The sequence below is a fragment of the Actinophytocola sp. KF-1 genome (assembly GCF_054661535.1).
On sequence record NZ_BAAFVK010000002.1, the window covers coordinates 410398 to 429260 of the forward strand.

Consider the following 18863-nt stretch of genomic DNA (forward strand, 5'->3'; position numbering starts at 1 on the left):
GGTGGGGCACGGCGGTCGACAGTGGCTCGAAAGCAGGGAGAGGCATGTTCCCGGACTTGGTGACCGGCAACCACCGCGTGGCGCTGCGGTTCGGCGCGGACTCGCTCACCTACCACGAGCTGGCGCTGCTGGCGGCCGAGCTGGCGGACACGCTCCGCGGCGCGGACCGGGTGGCGGTGTGGGCGACGAACACCATGGACACGTGCGTCGCCGTGGTCGGGGCCCTGGTCGCGGGGGTGCCGGTGGTGCCGGTCAACCCGAAGGTGGGCGAGCGCGAACTGGCCCACATCGTCGCCGACAGCACCCCTGACCTGGTGCTGGCCGCCGACGTGGACCTCCCGGGCGGCCTGGCGGACCTGCCGAGGCGGGCGGTCCCCACGACCCCCGCCGACCGGGAGGTCACCCCGGCCGACCTGCCCCCGGAGGCCCCGGCGTTCATCGTCTACACGTCCGGCACGACCGGCCCGCCGAAGGGCGTGGTGCTGCCGCGCCGCGCGGTGACGTCCAACCTGGACGCGCTGGCCGAGGTGTGGGAGTGGACCGGCGACGACGTGCTGGTGCACGGGCTGCCGCTGTTCCACGTGCACGGCCTGATCGTCGGCGTGGTCGGCCCGCTGCGCCGCGGCGGCACCCTGCACCACCTGGGGCGGTTCTCGTCGAGCGCGGCGGGGGAGGCGCTGGCGGGCGAGGCGACGATGATGTTCGGCGTCCCGACCATGTACCACCGCCTCGCGCAGGACTGCGCGGCCGATCCCGCGCTGGCCAGGGCGATCGGCGGCGCCCGTCTGCTGGTCTCGGGCTCGGCGGCGCTGCCCGCCACCGACCACGAACGGCTCGCCGCGGCCACCGGGCAGCGGGTCGTCGAGCGCTACGGCATGACGGAGACCCTCATGAACTGCAGCGTCCGCGCGTCGGGCGACCGCAGGCCGGGGGCCGTCGGCCTGCCGCTGCCCGGGGTGGACCTGCGCCTGGTGGACGACCACGGCGACGAGCTGGCCGTGCGGGACGGCGAGACCGTCGGCGAGATCGAGGTCAGGGGCGACAACCTGTTCCTCGGCTACCTGAACCGCCCCGACGCGACCGAGGCCGTGATGCACGACGGCTGGTTCCGCACCGGCGACATGGCGGTCCGCGACCCGGACGGGTACGTGCGGATCGTCGGCCGCCGCGCCACCGACCTCATCAAGAGCGGCGGCTACAAGATCGGCGCGGGCGAGATCGAGAACGCGCTGCTGGACCACCCGGCGGTGGCCGAGGTCGCCGTGACCGGCGAACCGGACGACGACCTGGGCGAACGGATCGTCGCGTGGGTGGTGCCGAACGGGGCGGCGCCGGACCCGGCGGAACTGGCCGACCACGTGGCTCGCCTGCTCGCCCCGCACAAACGCCCGAGGGTGGTCCGCTATCGGGAGTCCCTGCCCCGCAACGAGATGGGCAAGATCGTCAAACGGGCGCTGACCCCGTGACCGCCTGCCGGCGGTTGCCACGCGCCGGAGAGCTGGGCAGACTCTCTGTTCCCGGCACAGCCGACGGAACGGAGTCACTGTGAGCGAGCCCAGCGGCGCCCGCGGGTGGTTGACCGTCCTCTTCGGACTCCTGTTCGTCGTGGCGGCCGGCGCGTGGGCCATCACCGGCGGGCGCGTGTTCGTCTTCGCGACCGTGGCGGCGGGCGTGGTGCTCGTCGTGGTGGCGGTGGTGAGCGCGATCGTCGAGCACCAGCCCGGGCTCGTCCTGGTCTCCGCCGCGTACGCGGGTGTGGGTGCCCTGCTCACCGCGGTCGTGTTCGGCTTCGCCTACCTCGACGCCTCGTGGACGTACGTGCGCGGCGCCCACACCGAGGCGCGGGTCGTGAGCTGCGAGGACGACGACTGCGAGTCCCGGTGGGACGGCCGGTCGGGCGAGGTGGAGCTGGCCTTCGACGACGAGCCGGGCGACACGATCCCGGTCCGCGCCCTCGGCGACGACGCCGTGCGCGAGGGCGGGCTCGCGGTGCTGGTGGTGGCGAGCAGCGGCGTCGCGCTCGTGTCACCGCTGCTGGTCATCGGGACCGTGCTGTTCGCGCGGCGTCACGCCACGGCACGCCACCAGCCGTCCGGCGACGGCACCTCGTCGACGTCCAGCGCCTGACCGGGCCTCGGGATCGCGACCCGCAGGTCGTCGGCCGCCGTGAGCAGCCGCTCGACCGGCTCGGACCACGAGTGCATGGCGAGGTTGAACGTCGCCCAGTGCACCGGCACGAGCAACTCTCCGCGCACGGCCCGGTGAGTCTCCACTCCCTCTTCCGGTGTCATGTGGATGTCCGGCCAGTACGGCGAGTAGGCGCCGATCTGGATGAACGTGACATCGAACGGGCCATATTCGTCACCGATCCGGCGATATCCGTCGAAGTACCCGGAGTCGCCGGTGTAGAAGACGCTCCGGTCGCGGCCCTTGAGCACCCAGGACGCCCAGAGCGTGCCGTTGCCCCCGGGGCGGAGCCTGCCGGAGAAGTGCTGCGCGGCGGTGGCGACGACCTCGACGTGGTCGAGCGCGGTCCGCTCGTCCCAGTCCAGCTCGACGATGTTCGCCGGGGCGACGCGCCAGCGCTCGAGGTGCGCGCCGACGCCGAGCGGGACGACGAACCGCAGCGACGGCTGCCGGGCGGCGAGCCGCCGGATCGTCATCATGTCGAGGTGGTCGTAGTGGTCGTGCGAGATCACGACCGCGTCCAGCTCCGGCAGCTCGTCGAGCGCCCACGGCACCGGGTGCAGGCGCTTGGGGCCGAGCAGCGTCGACGGCGACACCCGGTCGCTCCAGACCGGGTCGAACAGGACGCGCTTGCCCTCGATCTCGACCAGCACGGTGGCGTGCCCGAGCCAGGAGACGCGCAGGCCGTCCACGCCGGTGAAGTCGGGTGCGCTCTCGAGCGGCACGGGCCGGCGGGGGCGGCGCACCTCCTTGCCGAGCACGAGGTCGCGCATGGCCCCGGACGGCGGCGGCCCCGCCACCGCGGTCTCGACGTCGTTGTGGAACCTGCCGTCGCGGAAGTGCGGCGAGCGCCGCATGCGGTCCAGGCGCGCTCCCTGAGGACGGCCGCCGATCGCGGCGGGCACCTGCCAGCCGGCGCCGACCAGCGCGCCGACCGGCACCAACAGCGCCGATCGGCGCACGAGGTCTCTGATCACGCTTTCATACTGCCCGTGATTTGCTGAGAGTGTGATCTCAGCGTTTCAGGAACAGCGGACGCTCACCGGGGAGCGGGTGACGCTCGTCCCGCTGGGCCCGGAGCACCTCGATGGCGAGTGGGCGGTGCTGCACGACGCGGAGTCCCGGCGGCTGACCGGCACCCACGCGACGTTCACGCGGGCGCAGATCCGGTCGTGGCTCGAGCAGGTGCGGCAGGCGGACGACCGCGCCGACTGGGCGGTCCTGCACGGCGGCGCGTTCGTCGGCGAGGTGGTGCTGAACGACCTCGACGAGGACAACCGCTCGGTGAACTTCCGGATCGTCCTGGCGTCGCACGCGTTCGGGAAGGGCATCGGCACGGAGGCGACGCGGCTCGCGGTCCGGTACGCGTTCGAGGACGCGGGCCTGCACCGGGTCCACCTGGAGGTGTTCGCGCACAACCCGCGTGCCCGCCACGTCTACGAGAAGTGCGGCTTCCGCGTGGAGGGCGAACACCGCGACGCCCTGTGGTGGGACGGCAGGTGGCACAACACGTACACGATGGCCGTCCTGGCGACGGACGGGTGAGCCGGGACGGGCCCGGCTCACCCGTGGCGCTAGTTGGCCTCGCCGGTCAGCGCGAACGACCGCAGCCGCTGCGTCGCGCCCACGGTGCCCACCACGATGAAGATCACCGACATGATCAGGGCCGTCGTCACGGACACCGAGGCGTCGATGAGCCGCGTGTTCCCGATCGAGTCCGCGATGGCTGTCGCGTGCTGGCGGACGCTGAAGACCCGGGCCCCGCTGACGTAGCTGACCAGGATGTTCTCCCACAGCACGATGTACACGAGGCCGACCGCGACCGGCCGCTTCGTCATCACCGACAGCGCGAGGAACAACGCGCTGTAGGCGAGCCCGCCGATCGCGGCGCCGATCACCAGCCCGACGGCCAGCTTGCCGGAGCCCGCGATCAGCGCGGCCGCGGCCAGCGGCACGCCCGTGGCGACGGTGGTCACGAGCCACGCCACGGCCAGCTTGGACAGCACGATCTCGCTGCGCGGCAACGGTTTCGTGAGCACGTGCGTGATCGTGCCGTCGTCGATCTCCAGGCCCAGCGCGCTGCTGCCGACGATCAACGCCGTCAGCGGCAGGATCACGCTGATGCCCAGCGACGAGAACACCACCGGGCCCCACTCGGCCTCGCTCTCGCCGGACGTGACACCCAGCAGCGTGAGGCCGATGAGGATCACCGGCATCGGGAGGAGCATCAGCACGCGCTTGCGGCCCAGCATGGCCCGCGCGGTGAGACTCATGATCGTCAGGTTCATGTCGCCACCAGGTAGGAGAAGACCTTCTCGAGGGACTCGTCCGAGGGGATGAGCTGCGTGATGCGGATCTTGTGCTCGCGGGCCAGCTTGGCGAGCGCACGGGTGAACGTGCCGTAGTCGTTGGCCTGCACCAGCACCCCGGCCGGCTCCAGGCTCACGCCGGACACCGACTCCAGTCCCATCAGGACGGTCGCCAGCAGCCGGTCGTCGGACGAGGTGACCGTGAACTGGTGCGGCCGGTTGGTCATCAGGCGGCGGATGTGCCGGTAGTCGCCGGACGCGGCGAGCCGCCCGGCGACGATGACCTGGACCGTGCCGGACAGCTGCTCGACCTCTTCGAGGATGTGCGAGCTGAACAGGATGGTCCTGCCCTCGTCCGCCATGCGGTTCAGCAGCTCCATCATGTGGAGCCGCTGACGCGGGTCCATGCCGTTGAACGGCTCGTCCAGCAACAGGACGCCGGGGTCGTGCACCAGCGCCGCCGCGACCCGGCTGCGCTGCCGCATGCCCTTCGAGTACGTCGAGATGCGGCGGTCCTGCGCGTCCTCCAGCTCGACGATGGCGAGCGCGCGCCGAGCCGCCTCCGCCGGGTCCGGCAGCTTGTGCAGCTTCGCGCTGGCCAGCACGAACTCCCACGCCGTGAGGAAGCCCGGCACGCTCTCCCGTTCGGTGACGAGGCCGAGCGTCCGGTACATCTCGGGGTTGCGCCACGCGGGCTGGCCGCCGACCGTGACGTCGCCCTGCGACGGGGCCATCAGCCCGGCCATGAGGTGCAGGACCGTGGTCTTGCCCGCGCCGTTCGGGCCGAGCAGGCCGGTGAGGCCGGGGCCGATGGTGAGCGTGACGTCGTTGACCGCGACGACGTTGCCGTACCAGCGGGAGACGCCGTTGAGTTCGATGTCCGTCACGACTTCACCTTCTTGTAGCGCAGCACCAGCAGGAACGTGCCCAGCGCGGTCAGTGCCGCGGTGACCAGGGCGTACACGGCGCCGTAGTCACCGGTCTGGACGATGCCGATGCCCGGGCCGAACAGCCACTGGTCGACGCCGTTGAGCAGGCTCGAAGGGTCGAGCAGGCCGCCGAGGTACTCCAGCGCGCCGTTGCCGAACGCCCGCAGCGCGCCCGAGATCGGGGCCGTGAGCAGGAACAACGCGATGATCATGCCGGAGGCGAACACGCGGCGGCCGGTCAGCGACGCGAGCGGCAGGCCGAGCGCGGACAGCAGCGCGGCGTGGATCGCGGCGGCGATCAGGCCCTGTGCGAAACCGCCCAGCTCGTCGAAGACGCCGCCGATGCCCGCGTCGGTGTTGAACGCCATGCCCAGGAACATGATCAGCATCGGGATGGCGAACAGCAGGAACGTGGCCGTCGCCAGCGACGCGAGCTTCGTCAGCGCGTAGTCGCTCTTGCGCAGCGGGCGGGAGAGGTAGAGCTGCAGCAGGTTGCTGCGCAGGTCCACCGACACCAGCTCGGGCGCGACGACCGCGACGAACACCGTGGCGGCGTAGGTGAACGTGGACGCGATGCCCACGTAGTCGATCACCTGCGTGGGCAGCTGGGTGTTGACCACGACCAGGATCAGCGACGCCAGGCTCGCGAACGCCAGGACCGCCATCGGCAGGACCTTCGCCCACGGGCTGCGGCCGAGGCCGTAGGCGGAGCGGACGCCGTGGACGTACAGCGACCGCGCCGCGTAGCCGCGGCCCAGCCGAGGGCCTTCGTAGCGCTGGTAGCCGATGTCGTGGATGACGCCGGTGTCAGGCACTGGCCACCTCCCGGAACAGGTCGGCCACCTGGTGGCGCTGACGTTCGATGCGGTGCAGGGGCAGGTCGAGGTCGGCGACCGCGTCGCGGATGCGGTCGTACACCTCGTCGTCGGAGAACCGGACGTACAGGACGCGGTTGTCCGTGCGGACCTCCATGCCCTGGCTCACGAGCAGCCGCGCGAGCGCGTCCGCGTCCTCGTCGACCTCGACCATCAGCAGGTCGCGGGCCTGCGTCATCGAGTCGAGGGTGGCGGAGCGGAGCAGCCGGCCCGCGTCGATCGCGACGAGCGACGTGCAGATGCGTTCGATCTCGCCGAGCAGGTGCGAGCAGACGACGACGGAGATGCCGAAGTCGGTGCCGATGCGGTGGACGAGGTCGAGCATCGCGCGGCGGCCAGCGGGGTCGAGGCCGTTGGTCGGTTCGTCGAGCAGCAGCAGCTCCGGGTCGTGCACGAGGGCCTGCGCGAGCTTGACGCGCTGCTTCATGCCGGTGGAGTAGCCGCCGATGCGGCGGTAGCGCTCCTCGTACAGGCCGACGTGGCGCAGGGTCTCGGAGGCTCTTTCGCGGGCCATCGCCTTGGGCAGGCCGCTGACGCGCGCCATGTGCGTGACGAACTCGGCCGCGATCATGTCGGGTGGCAGGCAGTCGTGTTCGGGCATGTAGCCCACGCGGGCGCGGACCCGGTCGCCGTCGGCGACCGGGTCGAGGCCGAGCACGCGGATCTGCCCGGCGGTCGGTTCGAGAAGCCCCAGTGCGAGCTTGATGAGGGTGCTCTTGCCCGCGCCGTTGACCCCGACCAGGCCCACGACCCCGGGCTCGATCGCGACGGTGAGATCCGCGAGCGCGGTCACCTTGTTGTCGTAGCGCTTCTGCAGCGCGCTGGTCTCGATGAGTGGCACGCGCTCAACGTATTGCCCCGGCCCCACTCAGGGCATCCGGTCGAAACCCTGACCCAACCCTGAGGTTCCCCGGAACCCCGCGAGTCCCCCGCCCAGAACCCGCGAGTCTCCCGTTCCGGACGCGCGAGTCTCCCGTTCGCGACTCGCGAGTCTCCCGTTCGGGACCCGCGAGTCTCCGAGCGTGGGGACCCCGCGTGTGGAGTTTCCCGAGTAGGCAACGTCGTGGGTGGCCCGATCTTTGCGGCGATTCCCACCGGCACGTTCGTGCCGTCCACGATCACCATCCGCCCGGCGGACCCGACCGCAACGCCACCAGCGTCAGCGCCACCCGCCGACGCAACCCCAACACGGGCGGCCGCCCCCGCTTCGCGGGGACCCGTGACCTGCTGGATCCGGGCGACCAGTTCCGGAATCCTCTCCCCATCGGAAGTCGCGAGTCTTCCGTTCCGGGCCGGTGAACTGGCGGTTCGGCTCGAACGGCGACAGCGCCGAACCGCCGACTCGCGGGTCGTGAACGGGGGACTCGCGGGTCTTGAACGGGGGACTCGCGGGTCTTGAGAGGGGGACTCGCGGGGTTACAGGGTGGCTAGGCGGGGGACCAGTGGAGCTACCACTTCGTCCACGTATTTGGCTGGGGTGTCGCCCGGGGGCATGACGATCATGGTTTCTATGCCCAGTTTGGCGTAGGTGGCCGCGTCGTCGACGAAGGTGTCGGTGATCGGGCCGTAGAGGTTGGCCGTCTTCTCGATCGAGTCGTAGTCGCGGCCCACGTCGTCGCAGTGGCGGCGCAGCACGTCCAGCTTGTGGGCGACGTCCTCCGGGGACGGGGTGAAGAGGTTGCACGCGTCCGCGTACTGCGCCACGAGCCGCAGGGTCTTCTTCTCACCGCCGCCGCCGATCAGGATCGGGGGCTTGGAGATCGGCGCCGGGTGGCACAGGGTCTCCGCCAGCTGGTAGTGCTTGCCCTCGAACGGGCCGTCGTTGTCCTGGTCCCACATCTGGCGGCAGATCCGCAGCGTCTCCTCCAGGCGCTCGAACCGCTCCGCCGTCGACGGGAACGGCACGCCGAGGCCGCGGTGCTCGCGCTCGTACCACGCGGCGCCGATGCCCAGCTCGGCCCGGCCGCCGGACAGCACGTCCAACGTGGACACGATCTTCGCGAGCAGGCCCGGGTGGCGGTAGGTCACGCCGGTGACCAGCAACCCGAGGCGGACGGTCGACGTGTGCGCGGCCAGGAAGCCGAGCGTGGTGTAGCCCTCCAGCATGGGGTCGGTGGCGGGCAGGACCTGTTCCATCTGGAAGTAGTGGTCCATCACCGACAGGTGGGTGACCCCCGCTTCCTCGACGGCGTGTGCGAGGCGGACCAGCTCCGGCGCGATGCCGGCGGCCCCGTCGGGAACGGTGAACGCGATCTGGTGCACTCCGAGCTTCACGACAGCCAACGTACGACCTGGAGCGCGCTCCAGCGCAAGCTCAGAGCCGGATCGACGTCACCGCCTCGACCGTCCACGGTCCGGTGGTGATCAGCACCAGGTGGTCGACGCCCAGCGCGGACAGCTCGGCGACGCGGTCGGGCAGCGTGGCCGGGTCGAACCGGCTCGCCACCGTCTTCTCGACGGCCTCGAACGGGCGGCCCTCCTCGGCGCAGTGCGCGGCGAGCACCGCGAGCTTGTGCCGGAGCGTGGCGCCGCCGTCGGGGATGTCGGGCAGGTTGCAGGCGTCGCCGTAGCGGGCCACGTACCGCAGCGTCTTCTTCTCACCCGAGCCGCCGATGAGGATCGGTGGGCGTTTCGCCGCGTTCGGGATGTTCAGCGGGCGGGTCAGCCGGTAGTGCCGCCCCTCGAACGGCGACTCGTCGCCCGCCCACATCCGGTGCGCCAGCCGCAGGATCTCCTCCAGGCGCTCGAACCGCTCGGCGACCGGCGGCATGGGCAGGCCCATCATCGACGCCTCCGCCTCGTGGTAGCCGCTGCCGATGCCGAGCCACGCGCGGCCGCCGGACAGCACGTCGAGCGTGGTGACCGCCTTGATCAGCAGCGCGGGCGGCCGGTACGGGGCGCCGGTCACCATCGTGCCGAGCCGGACCCGGGCGGTCCGCGCCGCCAGGAAACCGAGCGTCGTGTACGCCTCGAGCACCGGCTCCTCGACCGACGCGAACGGGTCGGCCTGGATCAGGTGGTCGGGCACCCACACGGTGTCGACGCCCGCGTCCTCGGCGGCCTGGACCACCGGGAGCAGCCCGGCCACACCGTCGGGCCACGAGAAGTTCGTCAGGTTCAGGCTGATGCGCATGGCCGCCAGCATGCGCGTGCCGCGCCGCCCGCCGCGTCGGCCCGCGGGCGGCTCCCCGGCTACGTCCTGGGCGGTATCACGCCCGGTCGACCGGGATGTGCGCGCCGCTGACCGTGCTCGACGCGTCGCCCGCCAGGAACAGGATCGTCCTCGCGATGTCCGCGGGGTCCACCCAGTTCTTGCGGCTGCCGGGCATCGACTCGCGGTTCGCCGGCGTGTCGATCACGCCGGGCAGGACGGCGTTCACGCGGATGCCGTCCGCGCGGTACTCGGCGTCCAGGGCGTCGACCAGGGCGAGCACCGCCGCCTTCGACGTCACGTAGCCCGCCGCGCCCGCGAACGGGTTGAGCGCGGCCTTCGACGACACGCACACGATCGAGCCACCACCCGCCTCGATCAACCTCGGGATCGCCGCCGCGCACACGAGGTACGTCGGGCGCAGGTTCGTGCGGAACTGCGCCTCGAACTCCTCGACCGGCGTCTCGTGCACGCGGCCGCCCATCGCGAACCCGCCCGCCAGGTGGACGACCGCGCGCAGCGGGCCCTCCGCCGCCGCCACCTCGACGGCCGCCGCCACCTGGGCCGGGTCCGTCAGGTCCGCCCGCACGCCCACGACACCCGACGGCGGGGTCGACCGGTACGGCACGACCACCCGCCAGCCGGCCTCCGCGAACGCGGTGGTCACGGCCGTGCCGAGGCCGCCGGTACCACCGGTGACCAGCACCGACTCGGTCATGTTCACTCCTCGACCAGCTTGTTCCGCAGCTTCTCCGCGTCCACCCTGTCGAACCCGTGCGCGGCGAGCCACCCGAGCGGGCCGCCGTGGTCCTCGTCGAGGCGGGCCAGGAAGCGGCGCATGATGTCCGGGCGCGGGTCGTGCTCGTGGGCGGGCACGTTGTCGATGTCGCGCGCGTAGGTGGGGGAGGACCGCAGCCGGTCGAGGATCAGCTCGATGCGCTCGCCGGTCGCCTCGTAGTCCGCCACGATCTCCGCGCGCGGCACGCCGGCGACCGACAGCGCCATCGCGATCACCACCCCGGTCCGGTCCTTGCCTGCCGCGCAGTGCACGAGCGCCGCGCCGGGGGCGTTCGTGATCGCCCGCAACGCGCCGACCACGCTGTCCGGGCGGTCCTCCAGGTAGCCGAAGTAGAACGCGTCGGCCACGTTCTCCGGGTCGCGCTGGAGCGCGCGTTCCCGGTTCAGCGCGAGCGCGTCCTTCGCCACGTCGGTCATCTCGCCGAACTCCGGCAGCAGCGACAGGTGCAGGTGCTCGACCGAGGACACCGCTGTCAGCGGCCCGGGGCCCTCCGACTGCACCTCCCCGGTGCTGCGGAGGTCGACGACGGTGGTGACCCCGACCTCGTCGACGAGACGGGTCACGTCCGCGGGCGAGAGGTCCTGCAGGTTGTCCGACCGGACGAGCCGTCCGGTGCGGAGGCGGTGCCCGCCTTCGGTGGGCAGCCCACCGAGGTCGCGGACGTTCACGGCGTTCTCGAGTTCGATCCAGCGCACCCCGTCATCTCATCATTGCCGCCTCACTCGACCGTGTGAGAGGTTGACCACCGTGACGATCGTGAGGACTGCTAACGAGGGCACTGCTCGTCGCGTCCTCATGATCGCGGGGTTCCTGCTGCTCGCCGCGAACCTGCGGGCCGCCCTGACCTCGGTCGGGCCGGTGCTGGAGACCATCCGCGCGGACATCGGGCTCACGGCGGGCGAGGCCGGCTTCATCGGCACGCTGCCGCTCCTCACGTTCGCCGTGGTGTCGCCGCAGGTCCCCCGGCTCGCCAGGCGCCTGGGCACCGACCGGCTCCTGTGGCTGGCGCTCGCCCTGCTCGCGGCCGGGATCGTGCTGCGGTCGCTGCCGGTCAGCGGGCTGCTGTGGGTGGGCACGGTCCTGCTCGGCGCCGCGATCGCGGCGGGCAACGTGCTGATGCCGAGCCTGATCAAACGCGACTTCCCGGACCACGTGAGCGCGGTCACCGGCGTGTACACGGCCGTGATCGGCATCGTCGCGTCCACCGCCGCCGGGGTGGCCGTGCCGATGGCGGACGCGCTGCCCGGCGGGTGGCGGACCGCGCTCGGCGTGTGGGCGGGGTTCGTGCTGATCGCCCTGGCGGTGTGGACGCCGCGGCTGTCGCGGCGCAACCAGGTGGTGCCCGAGGTCAGCAAGGGCGCGACGCCGTGGCGGTCGCTGCTCGCCTGGGAGTGCGCGGTGTTCATGGCGCTGTCGGCGACCGGCTTCTACACCGTGCTGTCCTGGTACCCGTCCATTCTGGTCAGCTACGGCACCACCCCGGCCACCGCGGGCTGGCTGCTGTTCGCGTACCAGATCATCGGCGTGCTCATGAGCGTCGTCGTGCCGCTGCTGCTCGTCCGGTTGCGGGACCAGCGGGCGGTCGCGTGCACGTCGTCGCTGCTCGCCATGGCCGGCTACCTCGGGCTGCTGGTCGCGCCGGACCTCGCCCTGGTGTGGGTGCTGGTCACCGGGATCGGCGCGGGCGCGTTGTTCTTCCTGGCGCTCGCGTTCTTCAGCCTGCGGGCCGCGGACCCGCGTTCGTCCGCCGCGCTGTCCGGTATGGGACAGTCGATCGGCTACCTCGTCGCGGCGGTCGGGCCGACGTTGTTCGGTGCGCTGCACGACGCGACCGGTGGCTGGCGGGTGCCGCTGTCGGTGCTCGTCGGCGTCGCCGCGGCGCACGCGCTGATCGGGTTGCGCGCGGGCCGGGACGCGCACGTCGAGGTGTGAAGGGGAGGAACGGATGCGCCTGCTGGTGATCGGTGGCTGTGGTCTGGTCGGCTCGCTGGTGGTGCCGGTGCTGGCACGCACGCACGAGGTCCGCGTGCTGGACCTGAAGGCGCCACGCACGCCGGTGTCCGGAGTGGACTACCACACCGGTGAGCTGCACGACGTGGACCTCGTCGCGTCCCTGTCGTCCGAAGTGGACTCGCTGGTGTTCATGGCGATGGGCCCGCTGGCGGGCTGGGGGAGCCCGGAGAACGCGCGGCAGCACTTCGACGTCGCCGTGTCCGGGCTGTACCTCGCGCTCACCGGCGCCGCGAAGGCGGGGGTCCGGCACGTGGTCTACACGAGCAGCATGTCGGTGTACCCGTACGAGGAACTGACCGGCATGATCACGTTCCCCGACGAGTCGGTGCCGCCGTCCGCCACCGACTTCTACGGGCTCGCGAAGCGCCTCGGCGAGGAGGTGTGCCGCACGGCGACCGACCGGTGGGACGGCATGGACGCCATCTGTCTGCGCCTGTGCTTCCCCGCGGCGGACGACGAGTGGCCGCGTGGGGACACCCCCATGAAGCGGGCGATCAGCACGTCCGGCCGGGACGTGGCGGCCGCGATCGAGGCGGCCCTGCACCGCCGCGGCCACGGTTTCGACGTGTACGCGATCAGCGGTGACGCCACCGGCAAGACCATGAGCATCGAGAAGGCCCGCCGCGAACTCGGCTGGACGCCGCGGGACGTGACGTGATCCCGGGCCTGGTGTCGGTGACGTTCCGGCAGCTGACGCCTGCGGAGGTCATCGCGCTCGCGGCCGGGGCGGGCCTGGCGGCGATCGAGTGGGGCGGCGACGTGCACGTCCCCGTCGGCGACCTCCGCACCGCGCGCGAGGTCGCGGCCCGCGGCGCCGACCACGGCCTCGCGGTCGAGGCGTACGGCTCCTACTACCGCGCGGACGGCGACTTCGGTCCCGTGCTCGAGACCGCGCTCGCCCTCGGCGCGCCGCGGATCCGCGTGTGGGCGGGCGCGCAGGGCTCGGCGGAGGAACCCGACCGGGCGGCGGTGGTCGAGGAACTGCGGAAGGCCGCGGCGCTGGCGAACGGCGAAGGCGTGGAGATCGCGGTGGAGTACCACGCGAACACGCTCACCGACACGCTCGAGTCGGCGCTGGACCTGTTCGCCGCGGTACCGGCGCTGAGACCGTACTGGCAGCCGCCGATCGGCTCGACCGTCGAGGACGCGCTGGCCGCCGTGCCCGCGCTGGACCCGGTCGCGGTGCACGTGTTCAGCTGGGCCGACGACGGCACCCGCCTCCCGCTCGCCGCACGCGAGTCCCTGTGGCGCCCGGTGTTCGCGGCCCTCCCCGCCGACCGGCACGCACTCCTGGAGTTCGTCCGCGACGACTCACCGGAGTCGTTCCACGCAGACGCCACGACCCTGCACACGTGGCTGACCCCCCGATAACCCCCGCCAGGACACCGCGAGTCGCGCTCGCACGCACACCGAGTTGTCGATTTCGTGCAGGTGTGGGTGCACGAAACTGACAACTCGGTATGCGCGAGAGCGCGACTCGCGGTGTTCGGGGCCAGGATGGGGGGATGACTCCTGAGGAGCTTCGGGGTGCTGGGGTGGTGCTCGTCGAGTTGTCGTTCGTGGACAACGCCGGGATCACGCGTGTGAAGACCGTGCCGCTGGACCGGTTGCCGGTCGCGGTGGGGGCATCGCCGTGTTTCGAGGCGTTCGGGTCGGACGACGTCATGGTCGCCGGGCGCTACCTCGGCGGGCCGGACGGTGACCTGCGGCTGGCGCCGGACATGTCACGGCTCGTCGCGTTGTCGGCGCAGCCGGGGTGGGGCTGGGCGCCCGCGGACAAGTACCTCCAGGACGGCACCCGGTTCGTGGCGTGCCAGCGGGCCTTCGCCGCGCGGCAGGTGGACGCGCTCGCGGCGCACGGCCTGCGCGTGCTCGCCGCGTTCGAGCACGAGTGGATCCTCGGCCGCGCCGGCGCCGACGGGTTCGTGCCCGCCTTCGACGGCCCCGCCTACGGACAGATCCGGCTCGAACAGGTCGCGGCCTACGCGGCCGAGCTCGTCGCGGACCTGACCGCGCAGGGGCTCGCCGTGGAACAGTTCCACCCGGAGTACGCGGTGGCGCAGCTGGAGATCTCCACCGCGCCCGCCGATCCGGTCGCCGCCGCCGACGACGCCGTGCTGACCCGGCACACCATCCGCTCCCGCAGCCGCACGCACGGCTGGCGCGCCACGTTCTCGCCGTCGGTCGACCCGGACGGGGCCGGGTCGGGCGCACACCTGCACCTGTCCGTGCACGACGCGGCCGGGTCGCTGATGTCGGGTGGCGACGGCCCGTTCGGGTTGCGTGCCGATGGCGAGGCGTTCCTCGCCGGTGTGCTGCGGGAGTTGCCCGCGCTGGTGGCGATCGGGTGCGGGCATCCCGTGTCGTTCCTGCGGCTGCAGCCGTCGCGGTGGGCCGGGATCTGGCAGGCGTGGGGCCACGAAACCCGCGAGACCGCGCTGCGGTTGATCACCGGGCCGTCGGCCAACGCCGAGGTCAAGTGCTTCGACGCGACCGCGAACCCGTACCTGCTGATCGGTGCCGTGCTGGCGGCCGGGCTCGCGGGCGTGACCGGTCGGCTGCGGCTGCCACCGCCGGTCACCGGCGACCCGGCGACCGGCGACGGATCCGTGCCGCGGCTGCCGACGTCGGCCTCGGCGGCGGCCGCCGCGCTGGCGTCGTCGGCCGTGCTCGCGGCGGCGCTCGGACCGGAACTGCACGACGCGATCACGACCGTGCGGCGCGCGGAGGCGGAGCGCTGTTCGGGCCTCGACGCGGGGGCGCTAACCTCAGCCGTTCTCTGGCGCTGGTGAGCCGATTCCGCGGAGGTGAACGTTGGGCGTCGCCGATGTCGTGTCGTTGGTCGACCAGCACTGTCACGGAGTGGCGACGGGGGAGGTGGATCCCCGGGAATGGTTGTCCGAGGCCAAAAGCGCCCGGCGGCACCCGTTCCGGTCGCTGCTGGGGTTGTCGGTGCGGCGCTGGTGCGCGCCCGTGCTGGGGATGCCCGCGCTCGCGCCCGCCGAGGAGTACCTGTGGCGGCGCGCGGAACTCGGCTGGCACGAGGTGTCGAAGCAACTGCTCACCGCGGCCGGGGTGCGGCACTGGTTCGTCGACACCGGTTACGTGCCGGGGCCGGTGACCTCACCGGCCGGGCTGGCGGAGCTGGGCGGCGGTACCGGCCACGAGGTGGTGCGGATCGAGGCCGTCGCCGAGGCCGTGCAGAAGACCGCGACCTCGCCCGACGCCTTGCTGGACAAGATCAAAGCCGCGCTGTACGTCGCGCCGGCGATCGCGTTCAAGTCGATCGTCGCGTACCGGTGGGGGCTGGCGTTGCCCGCCGCGCAGCCAGCGCGTGCCGAGGCGGTGCGGGCCGCCACGTCCTGGTTGCGTGCCAAGGACGCCCCGCTCACCGATCCCGTGCTGCTCGCGTGGGTGGTGCACGAGGCAGCCCGCGTCGGCGCCGAGCGCGGGCTGCCACTGCAGATCCACACCGGGTTCGGGGACCCGGATCTGCGGTTGTCGATGTCGGATCCCGACCTGCTGACGGACTTCCTGCGGGTCGCGCCGTGCCAGGTCGTGCTGCTGCACTGCTATCCGTTCCACCGCAACGCCGCGTACCTGGCGCACGTGTTCGACAACGTGCACGTCGACCTCGGGCTGACCATTCCCTTCGTGGGCGTCCGGTCGGCCGCCGTGCTCGCCGAGGTGCTGGAGGTGGCGCCGTTCGACTCGGTGCTGTACTCGTCGGACGGGAACGTGCTGCCCGAACTGCACTACCTGGGCGCGGTGCTGTGGCGGCGCGCGGTGAACACGTTGACCGACACGTGGCTCGCCGAGGACGCGCTGACCACCGCGGACGCCGAGCGCCTCGCACTCGGCATCCTCGGCGGCAACGCGTTGCGCCTGCACCGGGTCACGGGCTGACCGGCGTCACCCCGCGGCTGCCCGGGGGCGGCTCGGCTTCGCCGCCGGGGCCGGGACGGTCGCGAACGCGACCGCGCGGTTGATCGTCTCCTGGTCGCGGAGCAGACGCCAGTGGCCGAGGTCCTTGACGGTCACCAGTTCCGACTCCGGCCACACCTCGGCGATCGCGACGCTGTCGGCGTAGCGGGTCTCGCGGTCGGCCGGGTCGTGCACGGTCAGCAGCGGCGGCGGTGCGATGCGGGTGACCTGCGTCGGCATGTCGAAGTCGTCCCACGGCGTGTTCACCCGGGCGGCGACCCGGTCCATCATGCGGGTGCGGATGCGTTCGCCGAAGCCGAGCGTCGCCGCGAAGACCGTGGTGTACGGCGTCGGCTGGGTCATCGGCGCCAGGAACACCAGCCGGGACGGGCGCACGCCGTCGCGCAGCGCGTAGAACACCGACGCGCAGCCGAGCGAGTGCGCGATCACCGCGTGCGGCTGCCCCTGTGCCTTCACCACGGCCGTGAACGCACTCGCCATCTCCGGGATCGTGAAGTGGCGGGGGCTCACGAACCCGGGGTCCGACGCACCGTGCGACAGCGCGTCGAACGTGACGACCCGGTGCCCGGCCGCGAGCAGCGGCGCCACGAACGGGTGCAGCTGCGTGGCGACGCCACCTCGGCCGTGGACCAGGTACACCACCGGGCCGCTGCCCCACGCCGTGCCCACGACCGTGCGGTCCGCCACCGTGACCGTGAAGGTCTCGCCGCGGGGGAGCACACCGGGTCTGCTCTTGCCGCGGTAGGGCGGCACCGACAGCCACAGCCGTTCGGCCCAGCGGGCGCCGAGGTCGGGGGCCACGCGTTCCAGCGTGCCGAAGGCGGTACGGACAGCCACCATTTTAAGACGAACGATCGTGCTTTTTTGAAGCGACACGTCTGCGTCCTTTCAGAAGGGGAGAAGTCAGGCCCGCGCCCGGTCCAGGAGGGCCTCGAACGCGGTGCGGGCCCGGGACTGCGCGTGCGGGTCGCCGAGCAGCCTGCCGGACATGTGGCACGACAGCATCACGCCGTCGACCTCGAACGCGAACTGCTCCGGGTCGGCGCCGGGCAGGAAGTGGCCCTCGGACAGGCCGGTGCGGAAGACCTCCGCGAGCGAGTCCAGCCAGTCCTGCTGGTAGCGGACCAGCCGGTCGCGCACCGGCCCCGGCTGGTCGTCCAGCTCGGACGAGGCGGCCACGAACAGGCAGCCGCCGGGCTGGTCGTCCCAGGCCAGCCAGTTCTCGAACAGCGCGCGCACGCGTGGCTCGCCGCGCGGCTCGGTCAGCGCGGGCGCCACCACCTCGGCCACGAACCGGGCCCGCGTGTGTTCCAGGATCGAGACCTGCAGCGACTCCTTGGACCGGAAGTGCGCGTACAGGCCGCTCTTCGACAGCGCCGCGCTGGTCGCGAGCGTGCCGATGGTGATGCCGCCCAGCCCGACGGACCGGGCCAGCCGGCTCGCCGTGTCCAGGATCGCCTCGCGGGTGGCCTCACCCTTGCTCATGGCGGCCACAATAGCACGACCGGTCGGTCAGTCGCCCCAGACTTCCGCCGCGGTCTCGACGATGAGTGCGAGCTTCGCGACCTCCTCGTCGTAGGTCAGCGCGTTGCCCTCGACGGTGGAGGAGAACCCGCACTGCGGCGACAGGCACAGCTGGTCGAGCGGGACGTACTTCGCGGCCTCGTCGATGCGGCGCTTGAGGTCGTCCTTCGACTCCAGCTCGCCGCGCTTCGTGGTGACCAGGCCCAGCACGACGTTCTTGCCCGGCGGCACGAACCGCAGCGGTGCGAAGCTCCCGGACCGCTCGTCGTCGTACTCGAGGAAGAACCCGTCCACGGCCAGCTCCGAGAACAGCGCCTCGGCCACGAAGTCGTAGCCGCCGGACGCGGCCCACGACGACCGGAAGTTGCCGCGGCACATGTGCGTGGTGACCCGCAGGTCGGCGGGCCGGTCGGCGATGGCCGCGTTGATCTGCCGGATGTAGCGCAGGTGCTGGTGCTCGGCGTCGTCGCCGCGGGCGGTCAGCTCTGCCCGCTGCGCCGGGTCGTTGAGGTAGGCCAGCGAGGTGTCGTCGAGCTGCAGGTACCGGCAGCCCAGCTCGTGGACGCCCCGCACCTGCTCCTTGTACGCGGCGGACAGGTCGGTCCAGAACTGTTCCTCGTCCGGGTACACCTTCTGGTCCAGCGCGGCCGGGCCGCCGCGGTAGTGGACCATGCTCGGCGACGGGATGGTGAGCTTCGGCGTCACCGCGCCGCCCGCGACGTCGGCGAGGAACCGGAAGTCGTCGGCGAAGATCGTCTCCCGCAGCCGGACCGGGCCGTCGACGTGCAGTGCGGCGGTGGTGAACTCGATGACGCCGTCCGGGTTCTCGAACCGGACCTTGATCGCGTCGTCCGGCGCGGACGAGATGCCGCCGAGCCGGTAGATGAAGTCCATGTGCCACGACGTGCGGCGGAACTCGCCGTCGGTCGCCGAGCGCAGGCCCACCTCGGCCTGCATGGCGACCACCTGCCGGATCGCCTCGTCCTCGACCGCGCGCAGCTCCTCGGCCGAGATCCGCCCGTTCTTGTGGTCGTCGCGCGCGGTCAGCAGCGCGGCCGGGCGCAGCAGGCTGCCGACGTGGTCGGCCCGGAACGGTGGCAGCTGTGTCGTCGATGCGGCCATGAGTTCCCT

20 protein-coding genes are annotated in these 18863 nt (G+C 72.1%); 8 read left to right on the forward strand and 12 right to left on the reverse strand.

Features of this window, described 5'->3' with window-relative positions; genetic code table 11:
* The first annotated feature begins 44 nt into the window (after positions 1-44).
* Both ACYQ77_RS07695 and ACYQ77_RS07700 read left to right on the forward strand, forming a co-directional pair.
* Positions 45-1466 carry an acyl-CoA synthetase gene (locus ACYQ77_RS07695; protein WP_459708837.1) on the forward strand — a complete coding sequence of 474 codons (1422 nt, stop codon included), beginning with the start codon at positions 45-47 and terminating at the stop codon, positions 1464-1466.
* Between the two features lie 79 nt (positions 1467-1545).
* A complete protein-coding gene (locus ACYQ77_RS07700; RefSeq protein ID WP_459708838.1) occupies positions 1546-2127 on the forward strand; it encodes a hypothetical protein in 582 nt (193 codons plus the stop codon).
* On the opposite strand, the gene ACYQ77_RS07705 is transcribed toward ACYQ77_RS07700, so the two are convergent.
* Positions 2067-3164 carry an MBL fold metallo-hydrolase gene (locus ACYQ77_RS07705; protein ID WP_459708840.1) on the reverse strand — a complete coding sequence of 366 codons (1098 nt, stop codon included), beginning with the start codon at positions 3162-3164 and terminating at the stop codon, positions 2067-2069. The two genes, ACYQ77_RS07700 and ACYQ77_RS07705, sit on opposite strands and share 61 nt — an antisense overlap.
* Positions 3165-3195: 31 nt before the next feature.
* Between ACYQ77_RS07705 and ACYQ77_RS07710 the strand changes: the two genes are divergently transcribed.
* Positions 3196-3732 (forward strand): GNAT family N-acetyltransferase, encoded by a 537-nt coding sequence (locus ACYQ77_RS07710; protein ID WP_459708841.1) that lies wholly within the window; start codon positions 3196-3198, stop codon positions 3730-3732.
* A gap of 29 nt (positions 3733-3761) precedes the next feature.
* Here ACYQ77_RS07710 and ACYQ77_RS07715 read toward each other — a convergent pair whose 3' ends face one another.
* From ACYQ77_RS07715 to ACYQ77_RS07750, 8 genes are all read right to left on the reverse strand, one after another.
* Positions 3762-4475: an ABC transporter permease gene (locus ACYQ77_RS07715; protein WP_459708843.1), complete on the reverse strand. Its 714-nt coding sequence runs from the start codon at positions 4473-4475 to the stop codon at positions 3762-3764.
* Entirely contained in the window at positions 4472-5383 is a 912-nt protein-coding gene (locus ACYQ77_RS07720; protein WP_459708845.1) for an ABC transporter ATP-binding protein, read from the reverse strand. The genes ACYQ77_RS07715 and ACYQ77_RS07720 overlap by 4 nt, the downstream gene beginning before the upstream one ends.
* Positions 5380-6240 carry a hypothetical protein gene (locus ACYQ77_RS07725; protein WP_459708847.1) on the reverse strand — a complete coding sequence of 287 codons (861 nt, stop codon included), beginning with the start codon at positions 6238-6240 and terminating at the stop codon, positions 5380-5382. Before ACYQ77_RS07725 ends, ACYQ77_RS07720 begins: the two co-directional genes overlap by 4 nt.
* Positions 6233-7141 carry an ABC transporter ATP-binding protein gene (locus ACYQ77_RS07730; protein WP_459708849.1) on the reverse strand — a complete coding sequence of 303 codons (909 nt, stop codon included), beginning with the start codon at positions 7139-7141 and terminating at the stop codon, positions 6233-6235. Before ACYQ77_RS07730 ends, ACYQ77_RS07725 begins: the two co-directional genes overlap by 8 nt.
* Positions 7142-7716: 575 nt before the next feature.
* Positions 7717-8574 (reverse strand): LLM class F420-dependent oxidoreductase, encoded by an 858-nt coding sequence (locus ACYQ77_RS07735; protein WP_459708851.1) that lies wholly within the window; start codon positions 8572-8574, stop codon positions 7717-7719.
* 40 nt (positions 8575-8614) lie between these two features.
* A complete protein-coding gene (locus ACYQ77_RS07740; RefSeq protein ID WP_459708853.1) occupies positions 8615-9433 on the reverse strand; it encodes a TIGR03560 family F420-dependent LLM class oxidoreductase in 819 nt (272 codons plus the stop codon).
* Positions 9434-9509: 76 nt separating this feature from the next.
* Positions 9510-10169: an SDR family NAD(P)-dependent oxidoreductase gene (locus tag ACYQ77_RS07745; RefSeq protein WP_459708855.1), complete on the reverse strand. Its 660-nt coding sequence runs from the start codon at positions 10167-10169 to the stop codon at positions 9510-9512.
* Between the two features lie 2 nt (positions 10170-10171).
* Positions 10172-10945 carry a tyrosine-protein phosphatase gene (locus ACYQ77_RS07750; protein ID WP_459708857.1) on the reverse strand — a complete coding sequence of 258 codons (774 nt, stop codon included), beginning with the start codon at positions 10943-10945 and terminating at the stop codon, positions 10172-10174.
* Between the two features lie 61 nt (positions 10946-11006).
* Between ACYQ77_RS07750 and ACYQ77_RS07755 the strand changes: the two genes are divergently transcribed.
* The 5 genes from ACYQ77_RS07755 (at position 11007) to ACYQ77_RS07775 (ending at position 16169) form a co-directional block, all read left to right on the forward strand.
* On the forward strand, positions 11007-12182 hold the full coding sequence (locus tag ACYQ77_RS07755; RefSeq protein ID WP_459708859.1) for a CynX/NimT family MFS transporter: 1176 nt from the start codon (positions 11007-11009) through the stop codon (positions 12180-12182).
* Between the two features lie 13 nt (positions 12183-12195).
* Positions 12196-12921 carry an NAD-dependent epimerase/dehydratase family protein gene (locus tag ACYQ77_RS07760; protein WP_459708861.1) on the forward strand — a complete coding sequence of 242 codons (726 nt, stop codon included), beginning with the start codon at positions 12196-12198 and terminating at the stop codon, positions 12919-12921.
* Positions 12918-13634, forward strand: a complete 717-nt coding sequence (locus ACYQ77_RS07765; RefSeq protein ID WP_459708863.1) for a sugar phosphate isomerase/epimerase family protein — start codon at positions 12918-12920, stop codon at positions 13632-13634. The genes ACYQ77_RS07760 and ACYQ77_RS07765 overlap by 4 nt, the downstream gene beginning before the upstream one ends.
* Positions 13635-13768: 134 nt before the next feature.
* Complete coding sequence (locus tag ACYQ77_RS07770) at positions 13769-15055, forward strand: type I glutamate--ammonia ligase (protein ID WP_459708865.1); 1287 nt, start codon at positions 13769-13771, stop codon at positions 15053-15055.
* Between the two features lie 103 nt (positions 15056-15158).
* Entirely contained in the window at positions 15159-16169 is a 1011-nt protein-coding gene (locus ACYQ77_RS07775; protein WP_459708866.1) for an amidohydrolase family protein, read from the forward strand.
* 6 nt (positions 16170-16175) lie between these two features.
* Here the strand turns inward: ACYQ77_RS07775 and ACYQ77_RS07780 are convergent, their stop codons facing one another.
* From ACYQ77_RS07780 to ACYQ77_RS07790, 3 genes are all read right to left on the reverse strand, one after another.
* Positions 16176-17048, reverse strand: a complete 873-nt coding sequence (locus ACYQ77_RS07780; protein WP_459708868.1) for an alpha/beta fold hydrolase — start codon at positions 17046-17048, stop codon at positions 16176-16178.
* 63 nt (positions 17049-17111) lie between these two features.
* Positions 17112-17693 carry a TetR/AcrR family transcriptional regulator gene (locus ACYQ77_RS07785; RefSeq protein WP_459708870.1) on the reverse strand — a complete coding sequence of 194 codons (582 nt, stop codon included), beginning with the start codon at positions 17691-17693 and terminating at the stop codon, positions 17112-17114.
* Between the two features lie 27 nt (positions 17694-17720).
* Positions 17721-18854, reverse strand: coding sequence for a 5-methyltetrahydropteroyltriglutamate--homocysteine S-methyltransferase (locus ACYQ77_RS07790; RefSeq protein WP_459708872.1), 1134 nt, complete (start codon positions 18852-18854; stop codon positions 17721-17723).
* Positions 18855-18863 lie beyond the last annotated feature (9 nt).